Annotated in this window: 13 protein-coding genes; 5 read left to right on the top strand and 8 right to left on the bottom strand. The window is 62.1% G+C overall.

All coding sequences use genetic code 11. The annotated features are described in order from the left end of the window. Position 1 precedes the first annotated feature (1 nt). Together GA829_RS00620 and GA829_RS00625 are read right to left on the bottom strand one after the other, a co-directional pair. Entirely contained in the window at positions 2-1,009 is a 1,008-nt protein-coding gene (locus GA829_RS00620) for an ABC transporter permease subunit (RefSeq protein WP_195176672.1), read from the bottom strand. A gap of 51 nt (positions 1,010-1,060) precedes the next feature. Next, entirely contained in the window at positions 1,061-2,653 is a 1,593-nt protein-coding gene (locus GA829_RS00625; RefSeq protein WP_195176673.1) for an ABC transporter substrate-binding protein, read from the bottom strand. 454 nt (positions 2,654-3,107) lie between these two features. Between GA829_RS00625 and GA829_RS00630 the strand changes: the two genes are divergently transcribed. Beyond that, on the top strand, positions 3,108-5,090 hold the full coding sequence (locus GA829_RS00630) for a long-chain fatty acid--CoA ligase (RefSeq protein WP_195176674.1): 1,983 nt from the start codon (positions 3,108-3,110) through the stop codon (positions 5,088-5,090). A 74-nt stretch (positions 5,091-5,164) separates the two neighbouring features. After that, positions 5,165-5,821, top strand: a complete 657-nt coding sequence (locus GA829_RS00635) for a class I SAM-dependent methyltransferase (RefSeq protein WP_195179467.1) — start codon at positions 5,165-5,167, stop codon at positions 5,819-5,821. Positions 5,822-5,861: 40 nt separating this feature from the next. Here GA829_RS00635 and GA829_RS00640 read toward each other — a convergent pair whose 3' ends face one another. Continuing rightward, on the bottom strand, positions 5,862-6,584 hold the full coding sequence (locus GA829_RS00640; RefSeq protein WP_195176675.1) for an HAD family hydrolase: 723 nt from the start codon (positions 6,582-6,584) through the stop codon (positions 5,862-5,864). Between the two features lie 5 nt (positions 6,585-6,589). Next, positions 6,590-8,233, bottom strand: coding sequence for a glucose-6-phosphate isomerase (gene pgi, locus GA829_RS00645; RefSeq protein WP_195176676.1), 1,644 nt, complete (start codon positions 8,231-8,233; stop codon positions 6,590-6,592). 280 nt (positions 8,234-8,513) lie between these two features. Between pgi and pdxR the strand changes: the two genes are divergently transcribed. Together pdxR and GA829_RS00655 are read left to right on the top strand one after the other, a co-directional pair. Next, positions 8,514-10,007 (top strand): MocR-like pyridoxine biosynthesis transcription factor PdxR, encoded by a 1,494-nt coding sequence (pdxR, locus tag GA829_RS00650; protein ID WP_195176677.1) that lies wholly within the window; start codon positions 8,514-8,516, stop codon positions 10,005-10,007. A gap of 181 nt (positions 10,008-10,188) precedes the next feature. After that, positions 10,189-11,775, top strand: coding sequence for a trimethylamine methyltransferase family protein (locus tag GA829_RS00655; RefSeq protein WP_195176678.1), 1,587 nt, complete (start codon positions 10,189-10,191; stop codon positions 11,773-11,775). A gap of 17 nt (positions 11,776-11,792) precedes the next feature. Here the strand turns inward: GA829_RS00655 and GA829_RS00660 are convergent, their stop codons facing one another. The 3 genes from GA829_RS00660 to GA829_RS00670 form a co-directional block, all read right to left on the bottom strand. Continuing rightward, positions 11,793-12,191: a hypothetical protein gene (locus GA829_RS00660; protein WP_195176679.1), complete on the bottom strand. Its 399-nt coding sequence runs from the start codon at positions 12,189-12,191 to the stop codon at positions 11,793-11,795. A 64-nt stretch (positions 12,192-12,255) separates the two neighbouring features. Continuing rightward, positions 12,256-13,647 carry a chromate efflux transporter gene (gene chrA / locus GA829_RS00665; protein WP_195176680.1) on the bottom strand — a complete coding sequence of 464 codons (1,392 nt, stop codon included), beginning with the start codon at positions 13,645-13,647 and terminating at the stop codon, positions 12,256-12,258. Next, complete coding sequence (locus GA829_RS00670) at positions 13,644-14,462, bottom strand: chromate resistance protein ChrB domain-containing protein (RefSeq protein ID WP_195176681.1); 819 nt, start codon at positions 14,460-14,462, stop codon at positions 13,644-13,646. Before GA829_RS00670 ends, chrA begins: the two co-directional genes overlap by 4 nt. 395 nt (positions 14,463-14,857) lie before the next feature. Between GA829_RS00670 and GA829_RS00675 the strand changes: the two genes are divergently transcribed. Next, the gene (locus GA829_RS00675; protein ID WP_195176682.1) at positions 14,858-15,208 is read left to right on the top strand and encodes an ArsR/SmtB family transcription factor; all 351 of its coding nucleotides are present in this window, start codon (positions 14,858-14,860) and stop codon (positions 15,206-15,208) included. Between the two features lie 93 nt (positions 15,209-15,301). Here the strand turns inward: GA829_RS00675 and GA829_RS00680 are convergent, their stop codons facing one another. After that, complete coding sequence (locus GA829_RS00680; RefSeq protein WP_195176683.1) at positions 15,302-17,107, bottom strand: IlvD/Edd family dehydratase; 1,806 nt, start codon at positions 17,105-17,107, stop codon at positions 15,302-15,304. Positions 17,108-17,222: the final 115 nt, after the last annotated feature.

Consider the following 17,222-nt stretch of genomic DNA (forward strand, 5'->3'; position numbering starts at 1 on the left):
GTCAGTTGGCCCGTATACGCGGATTGATGACGGCATAAAGCACGTCGACGATCAGGTTCACCGACATGACGATCAGCGCGATCAGCAGCAGCCCGCCTTGCACGGTGAAATAGTCGCGCTTGGAAATGGCGTCGATCATCCACTTGCCGATGCCGGGCCAGGAGAAAATGCTCTCGGTCAGGATGGCGCCCGTCAACAGCGTGCCGACCTGCAGGCCGATGGTGGTGACGACCGGGATCAGCGCGTTGCGGAAGGCATGCAGGCCGATGACGCGGCGCGGCGCCAGGCCCTTGGCACGGGCGGTGCGCACGTAGTCCTCCCCAAGCACCTCAAGCATGGCCGAGCGCGTCTGCCTGGCAATGACGGCGAGTGGGATGGTGCCGAGCACAATGGTCGGAAGAATGAGATGCGACAGCGCCGAACGGAAAGCGCCCTTCTGCCCCGAGATCAGGGAATCGATGGTCATGAAGCCGGTGACTGGTTTGAAGAAATAGAGCAGGTCGATGCGGCCGGAGACCGGCGTCCAGTGCAGCGTGCCGGAGAACACGATGATCAGCAGCAGTCCCCACCAGAAGATCGGCATCGAATAGCCCGCTAATGCGGTGCCCATGGTCAGCTGATCGAACCAGGAACCGCGGCGGATGGCGGCGAAGATGCCGGCGGCGACACCCAGGATGACCGCGAATATCATGGCGAAGATGGCGAGTTCGACCGTTGCCGGGAAGCGGATAAGGAAGTCCCTGAGCACCGGCGTCTTGGTGGAGAAGGACGTGCCGAAATCGCCGCCAAGGATGTTGGTCAGATAGGTCAGATATTGTTGCCAGATCGGCAGGTCAAAGCCGAACTGGTGCATCAGCGCCGTGTGACGTTCAGGCGACAGGCCGCGTTCGCCCGCGAGCACCAGCACGGGATCACCGGGCAGGATGCGCACGAAGCCAAAGGCGAGGATGGTTATCCCGATAAAGGTCGGGATGATGAGGGCGAGCTTGCCGAGGATATAACGCAGCATGGCGGGCGAGTGGGGGCAGCGCCAGAAGGCGCCACCCCCGTTTCGCGAACCTTATTCGGCGATATCGACGCCGTCGAAGCGATGGATACCGAGCGGATCCATCGCAAAGCCGGAGACGGTCTTCTGCATCGGCATGAACACCTTGGAGTGAGCGAGCGTCGCCCAGGGTGCCTGTTCCTTGAAGATGACCTGTGCCTGTTCATAGAGCTTGGTGCGCTCGGCCTGATCGGAAACCGTCTTGGCCTTGTTGATGAGCGCATCGAAGTCCTTGTTGCACCATTCCGCACGGTTGTTCGAACCGACGGAAGCGCAGCTCAGGAGCACGCCGAGGAAGTTGTCCGGATCACCATTGTCGCCGGTCCAGCCGACGATAACGGCGCCGTCGTGGTCGACGGCGGAAGCGCGCTTGAGGTATTCACCCCAATCGTAGCTGACGATCTCGACCGTCACGCCGACCTTGGCGAAATCCGCCTGGATCAGCTCGGCGGTGCGGCGCGCGTTCGGCATATAAGGACGCGACACGGGCATGGCCCAGACGTTCATCTTCAGGTCCTTGACGCCGGCTTCCGCAAGCAGCTTCTTGGCTGCATCCGGATCGTACGGATCGTCCTTAACTGCCTTGTTGTAGGACCACATCGTCGGCGGGATCGGGTTGACCGCGACCTGGCCGGCGCCCTGGAACACGGCGTCGATAATGGCCTTCTTGTTGATGGCCATGTTGAGCGCCTTGCGGACGCGGACGTCATCGAACGGCTTCTGCTGGGTGTTGTACATCAGCGCGCCGACGTTGAGGCCTTCCTGCTCTTCGACCTTCAGGTTCGCATCAGCCTGCAGACCTTTGATGTCTGCCGGTGCCGGATACGACATGATGTTGCATTCGCCGGCCTTCAGCTTCTGCGCGCGGACCGCCGGATCGGTGGTGATGGCGAAAACCAGATCGTCGATCTTCTGCTTGCCGCCCCAATAGTCGGGGTTGGCCTTGTAGCGGATGGCCGCATCGGTCTGGTAGTCGACGAAGATGAACGGGCCAGTGCCAATCGGCTTCTGGTTGAACAGTTCAGGCGTCTTGTCGGCCTGCAGCTTGTCGGCATATTCCTTGGAAACGACCGAAGCAAAGTCCATGCCCAGCGTCGGAATGAAGGTGATCGCCGGATCCTTGAGGGTGAACTTCACCGTCAGGTCATCGACCTTCTCGACCTTGGTGATGTTGTCGCCGAACTGGTCATTGTAATACTGATAGGCAATGCCTGGAATGTACTGGAACCAGGGACCAGCCTTGTCGACCTGACGCTGGAACGAGAACACCACGTCGTCGGCGTTAAGTTCGCGGGTCGGGGTGAAATAGTCGGTGGCGGCGAACTTGACGCCCTTGCGCAGCTTGAAGATATATTCCTTGCCGTCGTCGGAAATCGTCCAGCTTTCAGCCAGGCCCGGCGACACGCTCGTCTTGCCGTGATCGAATTCGACAAGGCGGTTGAAAACGGTACGCGACGACGCGTCGAACGTCTGTCCGGCAGTGTACGGCGCCGGGTCAAAACCTTCCGGGGACGCTTCCGCGCAATAGACCAGAGTTTTCGCGTTGGCCACGCCGCCCAGGACGCTTGCAGCCAGCAACGCGGCTGCAAAAGTCAGTTTCTTCTTCATTGAGCACTCCCTGATGTTCTTCCAAGCCCCTCTATCAGGCTCGCGAAGCGCGCATATAAGCACCGTTTTTCCAGCTTTGGAACTCCCTGTTTGCCTACCCCACGGGAAGCGGTAAAAAAATCCGCGATTTCGCTAAATGGCAGAAAAAATTAGCACATCTTTCCATTCACGATATTATTAACGACCGCATTTTTTTATTGATCTCGGCTGTGGGCGCTACTGGCTGAGCATGGCCCTCGGCCCATCGCCATGATGAACAGATACTGATCGAGCCGCGCCATCAGCCGAAAGACTTTTGGCGGCAAATCTTTCCGTTGCTGCCGCTGGGGCAGACTTGCACGGCTGCCGATTGTCGCAATACATAGATGCCTACGGGCAGCAGCGGAGGACGTCTCTGTCATTGGAGACGAACGCGGCACGAGGCAACGAACAAGAACGTTTGAGGGAGGCACAGGTGGCAAAGACACCCAGGACGACGGTTCCAGCCAAGGCACCGGCCAAAGCTGTTTCGAAACCGGCCGCCGGCCCCGACAAGCGAAAAGCCCCGGCGACCAAGTCTGTTGCCGCCAAACCAAAAGCGCCGGCGAAGCCAGCTGCCGGAAAGACAGCCGCCACCACCAAGGCAGCCGCCAAGCCGGCTGCCAAGACCGCGACGGCCAAGGCCCAACCGGCGAAGGCGGCGCCAGTCGCAGCCAAGTCCGCCCCAAAGCCCGCGACGGCTCCGGCCAAGGCGCTGCCAAAAACACTGACAGCACTTGCCGCCGGACTGCCGGACAAGCCGTGGCTGAAAAGCTATCCGAAGAACGTTCCCGCCGAGGTCGGGACCTTGCCCTACAGTTCCATCGGCGATTTTCTCGTTGCCGCCTGCAAGCAGTATTCCGCGCAGCCCGCCTTCACCTGCATGGACAAATCCATCAGCTATGCCGAGGTCGAGCGGCAGTCGGCAGCCTTCGGCGCCTATCTGCAATCGAAGGGATTGCAAAAGGGCGCGCGCGTCGCGCTGATGATGCCCAATGTGCTGCAATATCCGGTGGCGATGATGGCGGTGCTGCGCGCCGGCTATGTCGTGGTCAACATCAACCCGCTCTACACGCCGCGCGAACTGGAGCACCAGCTCAAGGATTCCGGCGCACAAGCCATCGTCATTCTCGAGAATTTCGCCAACACGCTGCAAGCGGTGATTGCCAGGACCGCGGTCAAGCATGTCGTGGTCGCGGCGATGGGTGACATGCTCGGCGGCCTGAAAGGAACGATCGTCAACTTCGTCGTGCGCCGCGTGAAGAAGATGGTGCCGGCCTGGGCGTTGCCCGGCCATGTCAAGTTCAATGCCGCCTTGAAGGCCGGCGCCGGCATGAGCTTCAAGCCGGTGAAGACGGCGGCCGACGATGTCGCCTTCCTGCAATATACCGGCGGCACCACCGGCGTGTCGAAAGGCGCGACGCTGCTGCACAGCAACGTGCTGGCCAATGTCGTCCAGAACGCGCTGTGGATGGAAGACGCCTATACGATCAAGCCGAAGCCGGCGCATCCCAACTTCATCTGCGCGCTGCCGCTCTATCATATCTTCGCGCTGACGGTGAACGCGCTGATGGGCATGCAGCAAGGCGCCCGCAACGTGCTCATCCCCAACCCGCGCGACATTCCCGGCTTCGTCAAGGAACTCGGGAAGTATCCGATACATGTCTTCCCCGGCCTCAACACGCTGTTTAACGCGCTGCTCAACAATGAGGATTTCCGCAAGCTGGACTTCAAGCCGCTCGTGCTGACGCTTGGCGGCGGCATGGCGGTGCAGAAGGGCGTCGCCGAGCGCTGGAAGGCGCTGACCGGCTGTCCGGTCACCGAGGGCTACGGGCTCTCCGAAACGTCGCCGGTGGCAACGGCCAACAAATTCAGCGCTGGCGACTTCACCGGCACGATCGGCCTGCCGCTGCCTTCGACGGAGATCGCCATTCGCGACGACGACGGCAACAATCTGCCGCTCGGCGAAGTCGGCGAAATCTGCATTAAGGGGCCGCAGGTGATGGCCGGCTACTGGAACCGGCCGGACGAGACCGCCAAGGTGATGACCAGGGACGGCTTCTTCAAGTCGGGCGATATGGGCTTCATGGACGCGCGCGGCTACACCAAGATCGTCGACCGCAAGAAGGACATGATCCTCGTCTCGGGCTTCAACGTCTATCCGAACGAACTCGAGGAAGTCGTGGCCATGCACCCGGGCGTGCTCGAAGTGGCGGCGATCGGCGTACCGGACGAGCATTCGGGCGAGGTGCCGAAACTGTTCGTCGTCAAAAAGGACTCGGCCCTGACAGCCGAGGCGCTGACCGCTTTCTGCCGCGAGAACCTGACCGGCTACAAGCGGCCCAAATATATCGAATTCAGGACGGAATTGCCGAAGACGCCGGTCGGCAAGATCCTGCGGCGGGCGTTGCGGGAGTGACAGCAGACGATGATCGCGCCAGCGCCGTGGATGCGCATCCACGCCCCGACGCCGTCGCGTTCATCCGGGCGAACATGCGCATCGCCCCGGTTCCGTCGATCCCCGAAATCCAGCTTTACACGGCCCATCCGGCAAGCGGCCTGAGGCGGCTTACCGAATCCCGTCCAAGCCTCGACGTTGACGCCGACGCAATCGAGTCGGACGACGAACCTGAGCCGCAGCCACCGTACTGGGCCTATCCCTGGGCCGGTGGCGCCGTGCTGGCGCGCTATATTCTGGATCAACCACAGACAGTGAAGGGCAGACGCGTGCTCGACCTCGGCGCCGGCTCCGGCCTGGTCGGCATTGCGGCGGCGAAGTCGGGCGCGCGTTCCGTCATTGCCGCCGAGATTGATCGCAATGGCGTTGCCGCGCTTGGTCTCAATGCAGCGGCAAATGGTGTCGCTTTGACGGTGATTGCAGGCGACATCACTGCCGGCATGCCGCCCGAGGTTGATATCGTCACCGCCGGCGACGTGTTTTATGCGCGGGACGTCGCCGACCGCGTCATGCCCTTCCTCGATCGCTGCCTTGCCGCCGGCATCGAGGTGCTGATTGGCGACCCCGGCCGCGCCTATCTGCCGTATCAGCGCCTTCGCCTGCTGGCCGAATACACGGTGCCGGATTTCGGTGAGGCGAAAGACACCGCGCGGAAGCCAAGCGGCGTCTTTTCGATCGAGCCAAATCTGTAGCGATGAGGCGAGCAACGACATTGCTCGCCTGATCAGCTGATCAGATTGTCTCCTTGACCTTCGCCGAAAGAAAGTCTGGCAGATCGGCAACTGAATCCAGAACGACGTCGGCGATCTGCGACAGCGACTCGCGCGTTCCGGTGCCGGAGAGCACGCCCACTGCCAGGCCGCAGCCGCCGGCCCGCGCCATTTCAAGATCATGGCGGTTGTCGCCAACCATGGCGATCGCCGACGGCTTCAAGCCGGTGAGATCGCAGAAGGCCAGGATCGTATCGGGCGCGGGTTTGGGATTGGCGACGGCGTCGTAGCCGTAAGCAGCGTCGAACAGTTGGGCGACACCCAACGTGGCCAATGTCTTTTCCGCACCGCTGGTGGAATCGTTGGTTGCAACGCCCAGCCGATAGGATTTCCTGTGCAGGACACCGAGCGTCTCGATGATGCCGGGCAATGCCACCGCCATCTTCGACCCTTGCACCGCCGTGATGTCGTTGAAGCGGGCGACGGCCAGCATCTGGTCTTCGTTGGACAGCCGCGGAAACCACAACTCGACAACGTCGAGATTGGTGCCGGAGGCAAAGATCGAGTCCGGCTTGAAACTCTTGCTAGCAAAGTCGAAACCTGCCGCCGCGAGCAATCTGTCGGCCTTCCAGCGGTCGCCATCCGCTGCATCCATGGCCATGAAATCGGCCACGCCGAGCCATGTCGCGTTGAAGTCGACAAGTGTCCCGTCCTTGTCGAACAATATTCCCTTAATTTCTGACAAACTGCTCACTCCGATCCACGCAAGTGGTGGATGTATCCCACCAGACCGGCGGTCGAGGCGTCCCGCTTTGCGGCACTCTCCTTGCCTTCCACGACAGGCAGCAGGCCGGTCGCCAACTCCTTGCCAAGCTCGACACCCCACTGGTCGAAGGAGTTGATGTTGAACAGCGTGCCCTCGACGAAGACGCGGTGCTCGTAGAGCGCGATCACGCGGCCGAACGTGCGCGGATCGAGCTTCCTGTAGAGGATCGTCAACGATGGCCGGTTGCCAGAGAAGACGCGGTGCGGGGCGATCTTGTCGACCTCGGCCGGCTTCATGCCCTTGGCCAGCATCTGCGCGCGCGCTTCCTCCAGCGTGCGGCCCTTCATCAGGGCCTCCGACTGCGCCAGGCAATTGGCCAGCAGCAGATCGTGCTGATGCTTCAGATCCGGCTCATGGCCGACGGCTGCGGCAATGAACTCGACCGGGATGAAATCCGTGCCCTGGTGCAGCAGTTGGAAGAAGGCGTGCTGGCCGTTGGTGCCGGGCTCGCCCCAGACCAGCGGTCCGGTCGGCGTCATTACCGCTCCGCCCTCCAGGGTGACGCTCTTGCCGTTCGATTCCATATCGAGCTGCTGCAGATAGGCGGGCAGCCGCGACAGACGCTGGTCGTAAGGAATGACCGCGCGAGCCGGGTATTTGCAGATTACCCGGTGCCACCAGCCGACCAGCCCCAGCAGCGCCGGCAGGTTGCTGGCCAGCGGCGCGGTGCGGAAATGCTCGTCCATCTCGTGCGCGCCATTGAGAAAGGCGCGGAAGTTCTTCGGACCGATGGCGATCATCACCGGAAGGCCGATGGCGCCCCAGAGCGAGTAGCGGCCGCCGACCCAGTCCCAGAAGCCAAAGACGCGATCGGCTTCGATGCCGAATTTCGCCACCAGATCGAGCGCCGTCGAAACGGCGGCGAAATGCTTGCCGACCGCTTCCTTGCCGAGCGCCTTCTGCACCCATTTGCGCGCCGTCTCGGCATTGGTCATCGTCTCGACGGTGGTGAAGGTCTTCGACGCGACGATGAACAGCGTCGTCTCGGCCGACAGGTCCTTCAGCGTGTCATGGATATGGGCGCCGTCGATGTTCGAGACATAATGCGCGCGCGGTCCGTCATGGTAGGGCGCCAGCGCCAGCGTCGCCATGGCCGGCCCAAGGTCGGAGCCGCCAATACCGATGTTGACGATGTCGGTGATCTTCTTGCCGGTGGCGCCTGTCGCCTTGCCCGAGCGCACCGCGTCGGCGAAGACGCCCATGGCATCGAGCACGGCGATCACGTCCGCCTTCACGTCCTGGCCGTCGACCGTGACGCCCTTGCCGGTCAGATTGCGCAGCGCGGTGTGCAGCACGGCGCGGTCTTCGGTGATGTTGATCTTCTTGCCTGAAAACATCGCGGCGCGGCGGCCGTCCAGGTCGGCGGCCTCGGCCAGCTTTTCAAGAAGATTCATGGTCTGTGCGTCGACGGCACATTTCGACCAGTCGAGCAAAAGGTCGTCGTCGATGGCCGAGAATTTCTCGAACCTTTGCGGATCGGCGGCGAAGGCCTCCCGCATGGTACCGGAGGCAGCCGCGCGATGCTCACGCAAGGCGGCAAGTTGTTTCTGGAAGGAAGATTGATCCACTGGCGGGGGACTCCTGGGGCTTTTCGGCGGCACCATAACAGACCGCATGTTTCCGGCACGTGTCGTCGCGGCAAAACTATTGAGCCGAATTCCATCCGGTTCAATACGCCGGGATGACGCATGACGTAACGCAGGGGCGGACAACGCTGCGCGTCGCGCGATGGATCACTGGCATAAATCCCAGCGATCAGAAAAATTGATTGGCGCAACACCTTGTGCCACCGTTACATTCGACTGGTCCAGCCAAACGAAAAAGGCTGGCCATCGAGGAACATTTCCCATGCCACAGCGAAACGACACGGCCATATGGTCCGGCCTGTTCCGGATTTCGGCCGAATCCGGCCAGACCTTGCAGGCGCAGATCCGCCAGGCGATCGTAGCGGCCATTCTCGACCGGCAGATCGCCGCTTCGATGCCACTGCCTTCTTGCCGGATTCTGGCTGAAAAACTCGGCGTGGCGCGTGGCACGGTTGTGCTGGCATTCCAGCAGCTTGTCGACCAGGGCTTCCTGGTGGCGCGCGAACGGCGTGGCCATTTCGTCAATCCGGACGTGCTGGCGACACCGGCAAAACCGCACCAGAAGGCGCCCGACCAGGCCAATGAGATTGACTGGAAGGCGCGCCGCCAGATCGCCGCCAGCGACATGCCGCCGCCGGCCAAGCACGAGAACTGGATCAAGTCGTCCTACCCGTTCGTCTACGGCCAGTTCGACCCGGCGCTGTTTCCGACGGCTGAATGGCGCGAGTGCAACCGCATGGCGCTTGCCGTGCTCGAAATCCGCAACTGGGCGTCCGACATGGTCGACCGCGACGATCCGCTGCTGATCGAACAGATCCAGGCAAGGCTTTTGCCGCGGCGCGGCATCTTCGCCAATCCAGATGAGATCATCGTCACGCTGGGCGCCCAGAACGCGCTCTACATGCTGGCGACGCTGCTGATGACCAAGGGGTCCAAGGTGGCGATGGAGGACCCCGGCTATCCGGATGCCCGTTCGATTTTCCGGCTCGCCGGCGCCGAGATCGAGCCGGTTCCGGTCGACCAGTCCGGCATCGTAACCAGTTCTATTCCCAATGATTCCGGCTTTGTCTTCGTCACGCCGAGCCACCATTGCCCGACCATGGTGCCGCTGTCGGCGGAGCGCCGCCAGGATCTTCTGTCGCGCGCCAACCGCTACAACCAGATCATCATCGAGGATGGCTATGACAGCCAGCTTCTCGATGAGGCACCGCAGCAGGCGTTGAAGAGCCTCGACCGTTCCGGCCGGGTCGTCTATGTCGGCTCGATGTCGAAGACGCTGGCTCCCGGCCTGCGGCTTGGCTACATCGTCGCCTCCGCTGGACTAATCTCCGAACTCAGGGCGCTGCGCCGCTTCATGCTGCGTCACCCGCCGGCCAACAACCAGCGCGCCGTTGCCCTGTTCCTGTCGCTTGGCCATCACGAAGCGCTGGTGCGGCGGCTGTCGACGGCCTTCGATGAAAGGCGCAAGCGTCTGGTCCATGCGATTTCGGCATTCCTGCCCGAATGGCGTTCGACCGACTCGGCCGGCGGCACGTCGCTCTGGCTCGAAGGACCGCGCGGCACCGACTCACGCGGGCTGGCCGAGGCAGCCGCCTCGCGCAGCGTCATCATCGAACCTGGCGACCGTTTCTTCGATCGAACTGAAAAGCCTTCACGTTTCATGCGCCTGGGCATCTCCTCGATTGCCCTGCAGCACATCGAACCAGGCATCCGTGAGCTGGCCACCGCCGCCGGACGCAGGCCCGCTGCCGCCTGATCTCCTGACCGGAGCCGCCCAAAACCGGCTCTGGTCCTTTAGCCCTCTGGCATATGCAACCGGACTGGCTGGCTCATAGGCTGTGCCAATGCTGGCGGCATAGTCGGGGCATAAAGGGGAAGAAGCAGCCGATGGTGGACCAACCGCCGCGCTCTGCTTCTCAGAAAGGTGGAGTGCATCCATGTCAGTGGTTGAGAAGCAGGAAGTGTCGGCGGACCAACGTTCGAGACGCTCCGGCGGGCGCGAAGCGCGCCGCGCCATGCGGGCAGCGCCGCTGGCCGACGACATTAGGCCAGTGCGAGCCGGCCTTGAAGGCGGCAGCTACGGGCCACTCAGCGAAAATGACCGCGAGCGCATCCACGAGGCGGTGCTGACGCTGCTGGAAACAGTTGGCTTCGCCAATGCCATCCCGTCCTGTATCGAAGCCCTGACCAAGGCCGGCGCCAGCTACAGCGATGACGGACGCCTCCGTTTCCCCCGCGCGCTGGTCCTTGACACGATCAAGAAGGCCGCGCGGCATTTCACCCTGCACGGCCAGGACCCCAAGCACGACATGGTGATCCAGGGCAAACGCGTGCATTACGGCACCGCCGGTGCCGCCGTGCATCTGGTCGATGTCGAAAAGCGCGAGTACCGCGAGTCGCTGCTGCAGGATATCTATGACGCAGCGCGTATCGTCGATGGCCTCGACAACATTCATTTCTTCCAGCGGCCGATGGTGCCGCGCGACATTCCCGATCCGCTCGATATGGATTTCAACACGCTCTATGCCTGTGTCATGGGCACGTCGAAACATGTCGGCACGTCCTTCACCGTGCGCGAGAACGTGCAGCCGGCGCTTGAAATGCTCTACGCGATCGCTGGCGGCGAGGAGAATTTCCGCGCCCGGCCGTTCGTCTCCAACTCCAACTGCTTCGTCGTGCCGCCGATGAAATTCGCCGAGGATGCCTGCGGCGTTCTCGAAGCCTGCGTCGAAGGCGGCATCCCGATCCTGCTGCTGTCAGCTGGACAGGCGGGCGCGACGGCTCCGGCGGCGATTGCCGGCGCGGTAGTGCAAGCGGTGGCCGAGGTGCTGGTCGGCCTCATCTATGTCAACGCCATCAAGCCGGGGCATCCGGCGATCTTCGGCACATGGCCTTTCGTATCGGACTTGCGCACCGGCGCCATGTCGGGCGGCTCGGCCGAACAGGCGGTGCTGACCGCGGCCTGCGCCCAGATGGCGCAGTTCTACGATTTGCCGGGCGGCTCGGCCGCCGGCATGACGGATTCGAAACTGCCCGATATCCAGTCCGGTTATGAAAAGGGCATCACCAATGTGATGGCGGGCCTTGCCGGCCTCAACCTCGTCTATGAATCAGCCGGCATGCATGCCTCGCTGCTCGGCTTCTGCCTCGAAAGCCTGATTATCGACAACGACATGCTCGGCCATTGCCTTCGCTGCGTGCGCGGCATTGAGGTGACTGACGAATCGTTGTCGCTCGACACCATCGCCGATGTCTGCCTGAAGGGTCCAGGCCACTATCTCGGCAACGAGCAGACCTTGCGGCTGATGCAGACCGAATATTTCTATCCTGCCGTCGGCGACCGTTTTTCACCGAAGGAATGGAACGAGAAGGGCCGGCCCGACATCCTGCAACGGGCGATCATCGAGAAGAAGCGCATTCTGGCCGAGCGCTTTCCGCGCCACGTACCAAAGCTGCTCGACGACAAACTGCGCGCCCGATTCGGCAATCTGATCCACCTGCCGCGCAGCGGCATGGGTGGTTAGGAGCGGGTCGGATCACCTCAGCCGGCAGCCAGACCGTAGCGCTCGACGACTTCGGCGTTGATCAGTTTTGCGTGCAGCGTCATCAGCACCATTTGCGCATCGAAACTGTCGCCGGTTTCAAGCGCAGCTTCGATCCGGCGTTCCGCGTCGAGCCGCAGGTCATGGCCATTGGACCGTTCGAAGGCTTCCTGCCCGGCGATGCAATAACTGAACAGCCGTGCCACATCAGGATAGGCCCGCGATGGCGGCTCGTTGGGCCAATGATCCTTCATCAGATTGACGATGGTGAGTTTTACGCCTTCCGGCACAAGGGCTGGATGAAGGTCGGCACCACGCAATGCATCGTCGAGCTGCCTCAGGTCGCCGGAGCGCCCGAACATTCCGAGGAAGCCAAGGGACGAGCGTCGTTTCGCCATGATGTTCCGATCCGTTTCCAACCAGTTAGGTGGCTGGCCGCCGGATTACAAAGACAGATTGTATCTAGCCACTCGCTGCCAGCAACAGGACGCCGGCCAGGGCCGCGCCGGCAAGCGTCGGCAACATGCCGATCTTCAACTTCAGAATGGCGATCATGGCGGCACAAGAGAGCAGCGCGGCGCGCCAGTCGATCGACGACAGTACCGGCACGTCCATGCCGAAGCCCATCTTGCGCACCTCGTGGAAAATGACGTGCAAGGCAAACCACAAAGCAAGGTTCATGATGACACCGACGACCGCGGCGGTGATGGCGCCGAGCGCCGCCGAAAGCGCCTTGTTGCCGCGCAGGGCCTCGATGTAGGGCGCGCCGAGGAATATCCAGAAGAAGCAAGGGACGAAGGTGGCCCACAAGGTGAGCAGCGCGCCCAGCGAGCCGGCAAGCAGTTGAGACAGCGATCCGGCGTGACGGAAGGCCGCGATGAAGCCGACGAACTGCAAAACCAGGATGAGTGGACCTGGCGTGGTCTCGGCAAGACCGAGGCCATCGACCATTTCCCCAGGTGCCAGCCAGCCGAAGGATCCGACGGCGGCCTGGGCGACATAGGCCAGGACCGCATAAGCGCCGCCGAAGGTGACAACCGCCATGAGACTGAAGAAGCCGCCGATCTGTGTCCACACACTGGTGGATCCGGTGATCGCCCAGACCAGCAACACCGGGCCGAGCCAGATCGGCAGCCAGACCAAAATGCTGCGCGGGGCATGCCATTTCGCCGGTATGGTGTGGGCGAGTTCACCGCGCTCGAACATCAGATCGACCGCGCCCTTGAGATCTGGCACTTCGCCCTTGCCATGCGCGGTGCCGGAAAACAGGTCCGGCGCAAACCGGCTTCCGATCCATCCCGTCAGTCCCGCAAGCAGGATGATGATCGGGAAAGGCATGTTGAGCCCATAGATGGCGAGAAAGGCGCAAAGCGCTATCGATACCATCAGCCGATTTTTCAGGGCACGGCGGCCGATGCGGATCACCGCCTCGACGACAACGGCGAGCACCGCCGCCTTCACCCCGAAAAACAGCGACTCGACCAGCGGTGCGTTGCCATACAACGCGTAGAGGATACTCAAGGTGAGCATGACAAGTGCGCCGGGCACGACGAAGAGAATGCCGGCGACCAGACCGCCTTTCGTTCGGTGCAACAGCCAGCCGATGTAGATGGCGAGCTGCTGGGCTTCCGGACCCGGCAACAGCATGCAGTAATTCAAGGCATGTAGAAAACGCTGCTCGCCTATCCAGCGCCGCTCCTCGACCAGTTCCTTGTGCATGAGTGCGATCTGCCCGGCCGGCCCGCCGAAGCTGAGCAACCCGATCCGGGCCCAGACTTTCACGGCTTCGCCGAATGTCGGCACCGCCGGCATGTCAAACGCAGGCGCCCGCGTTTCCGAAGCCGCCACGCTCATAATACCTTGCTCCCGGACGGCCAGTTGTGCGTTTCTTCGCTGGCGTCGCGGCACCAGCGGAAAAACGCATCGTAGAGCAACATGCCAGCCTCCAGTTGCTCCAGATCATCGCGAAACATCCGCGACAGGCCAAGCGAGGCTGCCAGAAACCCAGCCGCCTGAGGAACCAGGTCAAGGCTGGCGGTATCGGCCGCCCGCACAATGGTGGCGAGACGATCGAGCGCTTCGGATTCGAGGCCAAACTCCTCGATCATCGTATCGAAAGTGCAGCGCTCGCCACGGTGACTCCAGAACACGGCATCGATATCAAACGGAACCGCCTGAAACCGATCGGCAACCGCCGGCACCTCGCTCGCCTCGACGAAGAGAAATACGGCGCGCGGATCGACGAAACGCCGGATCAGCCACGGACAGGCAATGCGATCGACTTTCGGGCGGGCCCGCGTCACCCACACGGTGCGGCCCTTGTCATCGCGAGGCGGCAGCTTGCGGGCATGGAGCAAAAGTCCCTTGGCGTCGCGCCATGCCTCAAAGCCGCCCTCAAGGGATTCGGCCAGAACTCCTTCATTGCGCAGCCACGCGGCCACGCCTTGCGAAAGTTTCTGGCCTTTCTGGCAAACAACCGCCACCCGGCGGCCAGTGAATTCGGCCGCCCAGGCCGAGACGGTCTTGAAGTCACGGCGCAGCGAGGCCGGCAGCAGGCGCGGGTCGGCATCGTAATCGTCGTCTATGCGAACATCGACGAGCGTGGGCGCGCCCGGCAAGCCGATCAGGCGGCTCAGCTGCGGTACGGTTATAGCGGTTGTTGACGGCATGGCGTCCACCTCCTGAAGTGAGAAGCTTGGACGCGAACGTTGGGCTGACGCCTCACGGGGTCGTCGCGATGCACCCCTTGGCCTGATGGTGGATTTCCCGCCCTCGCCTGTCAAGGGCAATCCTGTGCTTCAGCGGCTGCCGCGAGACGCGTTTAACGCGCGGGCAAGCACGCTCTTCGGCAACTGCCGAGTGAGTTGACAGGGAAATGTTCTAGATTTATTTAACTAATAAGTTAATCAAAAAGAGCGAACAATCTACCATTGTGCTGCGCAAGATCGCCGGCGGGCCAGATGCTCGTGCGCCCCACCTCCGGCGGCTTGGTGAAGGGCGCAACAGAATGAAATAAATATGTAACCGGCGACTTACGCAAGGCGCTGGTCAAAGGATGACCGCAATGCCGACAGACCACCTTTCCAAGACTTTCGCCACGCTGGCCGATCCCACTCGGCGCGCCATATTGGCAAGACTTACGTTAGGCGAAGCGACAGTGAACGAGCTGGCGGCGCCTTTCGACATGAGCCTGCCGGCTGTCTCCAAGCACCTCAAGGTGCTGGAAAATGCCGGCCTCATCACGCGCGGCCGCGAGGCGCAGTGGCGGCCATGCCGGCTCGAAGCCGGCCCGCTCAAGGATGTGGCCGGTTGGCTGGAGCACTATCGTCAGTTCTGGGAAGGCAGCTTCGACCGCATGGCCGACTATCTCAAGGAAATCCAGAGCAAGGGCGACCCGGATGGGCGCAAGAACTGAACCTGGTGCTCCTGCCCTAACCCCGCCCATGCCTGATCAAACGGCGGCTTGAAGCCGCCGTTTGCGATTTGTCTGGCAGTCGTGAAACAGCGCTCAGTGATTGTCCCTTGGAACACCGCTGGTATGCGCCACGTCCTGGTACTTCACCGCCGGTTTCAGCACCATGCCCTCCGAGAACTGGGCGACCATGCCGCGCTGGATCTCCTGCCAGGGCGTCTGATGCTTTGGATAGTGATAGCCGCCATCATTCTGCAGTTCGGCGCGGCGCCGCGTAATCTCGTCATCGGTGACAAGGATGTCGGCGGTGCCCTTGCGCAGATCGATGCGGACGCGATCGCCTGTCTTGAGCAATGCCAATCCACCACCAATAGCGGCTTCGGGCGAAGCATTGAGGATCGATGGCGAGCCTGACGTGCCTGACTGGCGGCCGTCACCAATGCAGGCCAGTGCATGGATGCCCTTCTTGATCAGGTAGGCCGGCGGCTGCATGTTGACCACCTCGGCACCGCCGGGATAGCCGATCGGGCCGGCGCCGCGCATGAACAGGATCGTGTGTTCGTCGATGCCTTGCGCGGGATCGTCGATGCGGGCGTGGTAGTCCTCAGGCCCGTCGAAGACCATGGCATTACCTTCGAAAGCCTCGGGGTCTTTCGGATTGGACAGATAGCGCTCGCGGAATTCCGGCGAGATGCCGCTGGTCTTCATGATCGCGGAATCAAACAGGTTGCCCCGGAGATTGATGAAGCCGGCATTGGCCTTCAGCGGCTCGGCGACGGTGCGGATGACGTCGGTGTTTTCATTGACGGCATCGCGGCAATTGTCGCCCATCGACTTGCCATTGACGGTCATGGCTTCGGGATAGGGCAGCAAGCCTGCCTTCATCAGTTCCGCCACGACAGCTGGCACGCCGCCGGCATGGTGGTAGTCCTCGCCGAGGTATTCGCCCGACGGCTGCAGGTTGACGATGAGCGGCACCTTGTGGCCGATCTTCTGCCAGTCGTCGTTGTCGAGCGGCACGCCGAGATGGCGGGCGATGGCGTTGAGATGGATCGGTGCGTTGGTCGAACCGCCAATGGCTGAATTGACGACGATGGCGTTCTCGAAAGCCTTGCGGGTCATGATGTCGGACGGCTTCAGGTCCTCATGCACCATCTCGACGATTCGCTTGCCCGTCTCGTAGGAAATCTGGCCGCGCTCGCGATAGGGTGCTGGAATGGCGGCGGAACCGGGCAGTTGCATGCCGAGCGCTTCGGCCAGCGAATTCATCGTGGTGGCGGTGCCCATGGTGTTGCAATAGCCGGTCGACGGCGCCGAGGACGCGACGATGTCCATGAACTCTTCATAGCCGATCTCGCCGGCCGAGAGGCGCTGGCGCGATTCCCAGACGATGGTGCCGGAACCGGTGCGCTTGCCCTTGTGCCAGCCATTGAGCATCGGGCCGACCGACAGGGCGATGGCGGGAATGTTGACGGTGGCGGCGGCCATCAGCAGCGCCGGCGTGGTCTTGTCGCAGCCGATGGTCAGCACGACGCCATCGAGCGGATAGCCGTAGAGTACCTCGACCAGGCTGAGATAAGCGAGGTTGCGGTCAAGTGCCGCGGTCGGGCGCTTGCCGGTTTCCTGGATCGGATGGCATGGGAACTCGAATGGAATGCCGCCCATCGACACAATGCCCTCACGCACCCGCTTGGCGAGTTCGATGTGATGGCGGTTGCATGGCGAAAGATCCGACCCCGTCTGGGCAATGCCGATCAGCGGCTTGCCCGACATCAACTCGGCGCGCGTCAGCCCGTAATTGAGGTAACGCTCGAGATAAAGCGCCGTCATTCCCGGATTGTCGGGATTGTCGAACCACTCCTGCGAGCGGAATTTTTTCTTTCTGGTGGGGGCGCCTGCCATCATGATCTCCGTATTTGTAAGACAAATCGATATGGCAACGCGCGAGAGCAGGCAAGAGGGCGCACCGCCGCAACCGGACTTTGGTGTGATAGACAGGTGCCAGACTGTGCGTTAG

It is taken from the genome of Mesorhizobium sp. INR15, from assembly GCF_015500075.1.
Taxonomy (GTDB): Bacteria; Pseudomonadota; Alphaproteobacteria; order Rhizobiales; family Rhizobiaceae; genus Mesorhizobium.

What these genes read in the sequence shown, in the direction of transcription:
- GA829_RS00675 (WP_195176682.1), top strand. Translation starts at nt 14,858, where the DNA reads ATGCCGACAGACCACCTTTCCAAGACTTTCGCCACGCTGGCCGATCCC.
- chrA (WP_195176680.1), bottom strand. Translation starts at nt 13,647, where the DNA reads ATGAGCGTGGCGGCTTCGGAAACGCGGGCGCCTGCGTTTGACATGCCG.
- GA829_RS00680 (WP_195176683.1), bottom strand. Translation starts at nt 17,107, where the DNA reads ATGGCAGGCGCCCCCACCAGAAAGAAAAAATTCCGCTCGCAGGAGTGG.
- GA829_RS00670 (WP_195176681.1), bottom strand. Translation starts at nt 14,462, where the DNA reads ATGCCGTCAACAACCGCTATAACCGTACCGCAGCTGAGCCGCCTGATC.
- GA829_RS00625 (WP_195176673.1), bottom strand. Translation starts at nt 2,653, where the DNA reads ATGAAGAAGAAACTGACTTTTGCAGCCGCGTTGCTGGCTGCAAGCGTC.
- pdxR (WP_195176677.1), top strand. Translation starts at nt 8,514, where the DNA reads ATGCCACAGCGAAACGACACGGCCATATGGTCCGGCCTGTTCCGGATT.
- GA829_RS00635 (WP_195179467.1), top strand. Translation starts at nt 5,165, where the DNA reads ATGCGCATCGCCCCGGTTCCGTCGATCCCCGAAATCCAGCTTTACACG.
- GA829_RS00660 (WP_195176679.1), bottom strand. Translation starts at nt 12,191, where the DNA reads ATGGCGAAACGACGCTCGTCCCTTGGCTTCCTCGGAATGTTCGGGCGC.
- GA829_RS00620 (WP_195176672.1), bottom strand. Translation starts at nt 1,009, where the DNA reads ATGCTGCGTTATATCCTCGGCAAGCTCGCCCTCATCATCCCGACCTTT.
- GA829_RS00655 (WP_195176678.1), top strand. Translation starts at nt 10,189, where the DNA reads ATGTCAGTGGTTGAGAAGCAGGAAGTGTCGGCGGACCAACGTTCGAGA.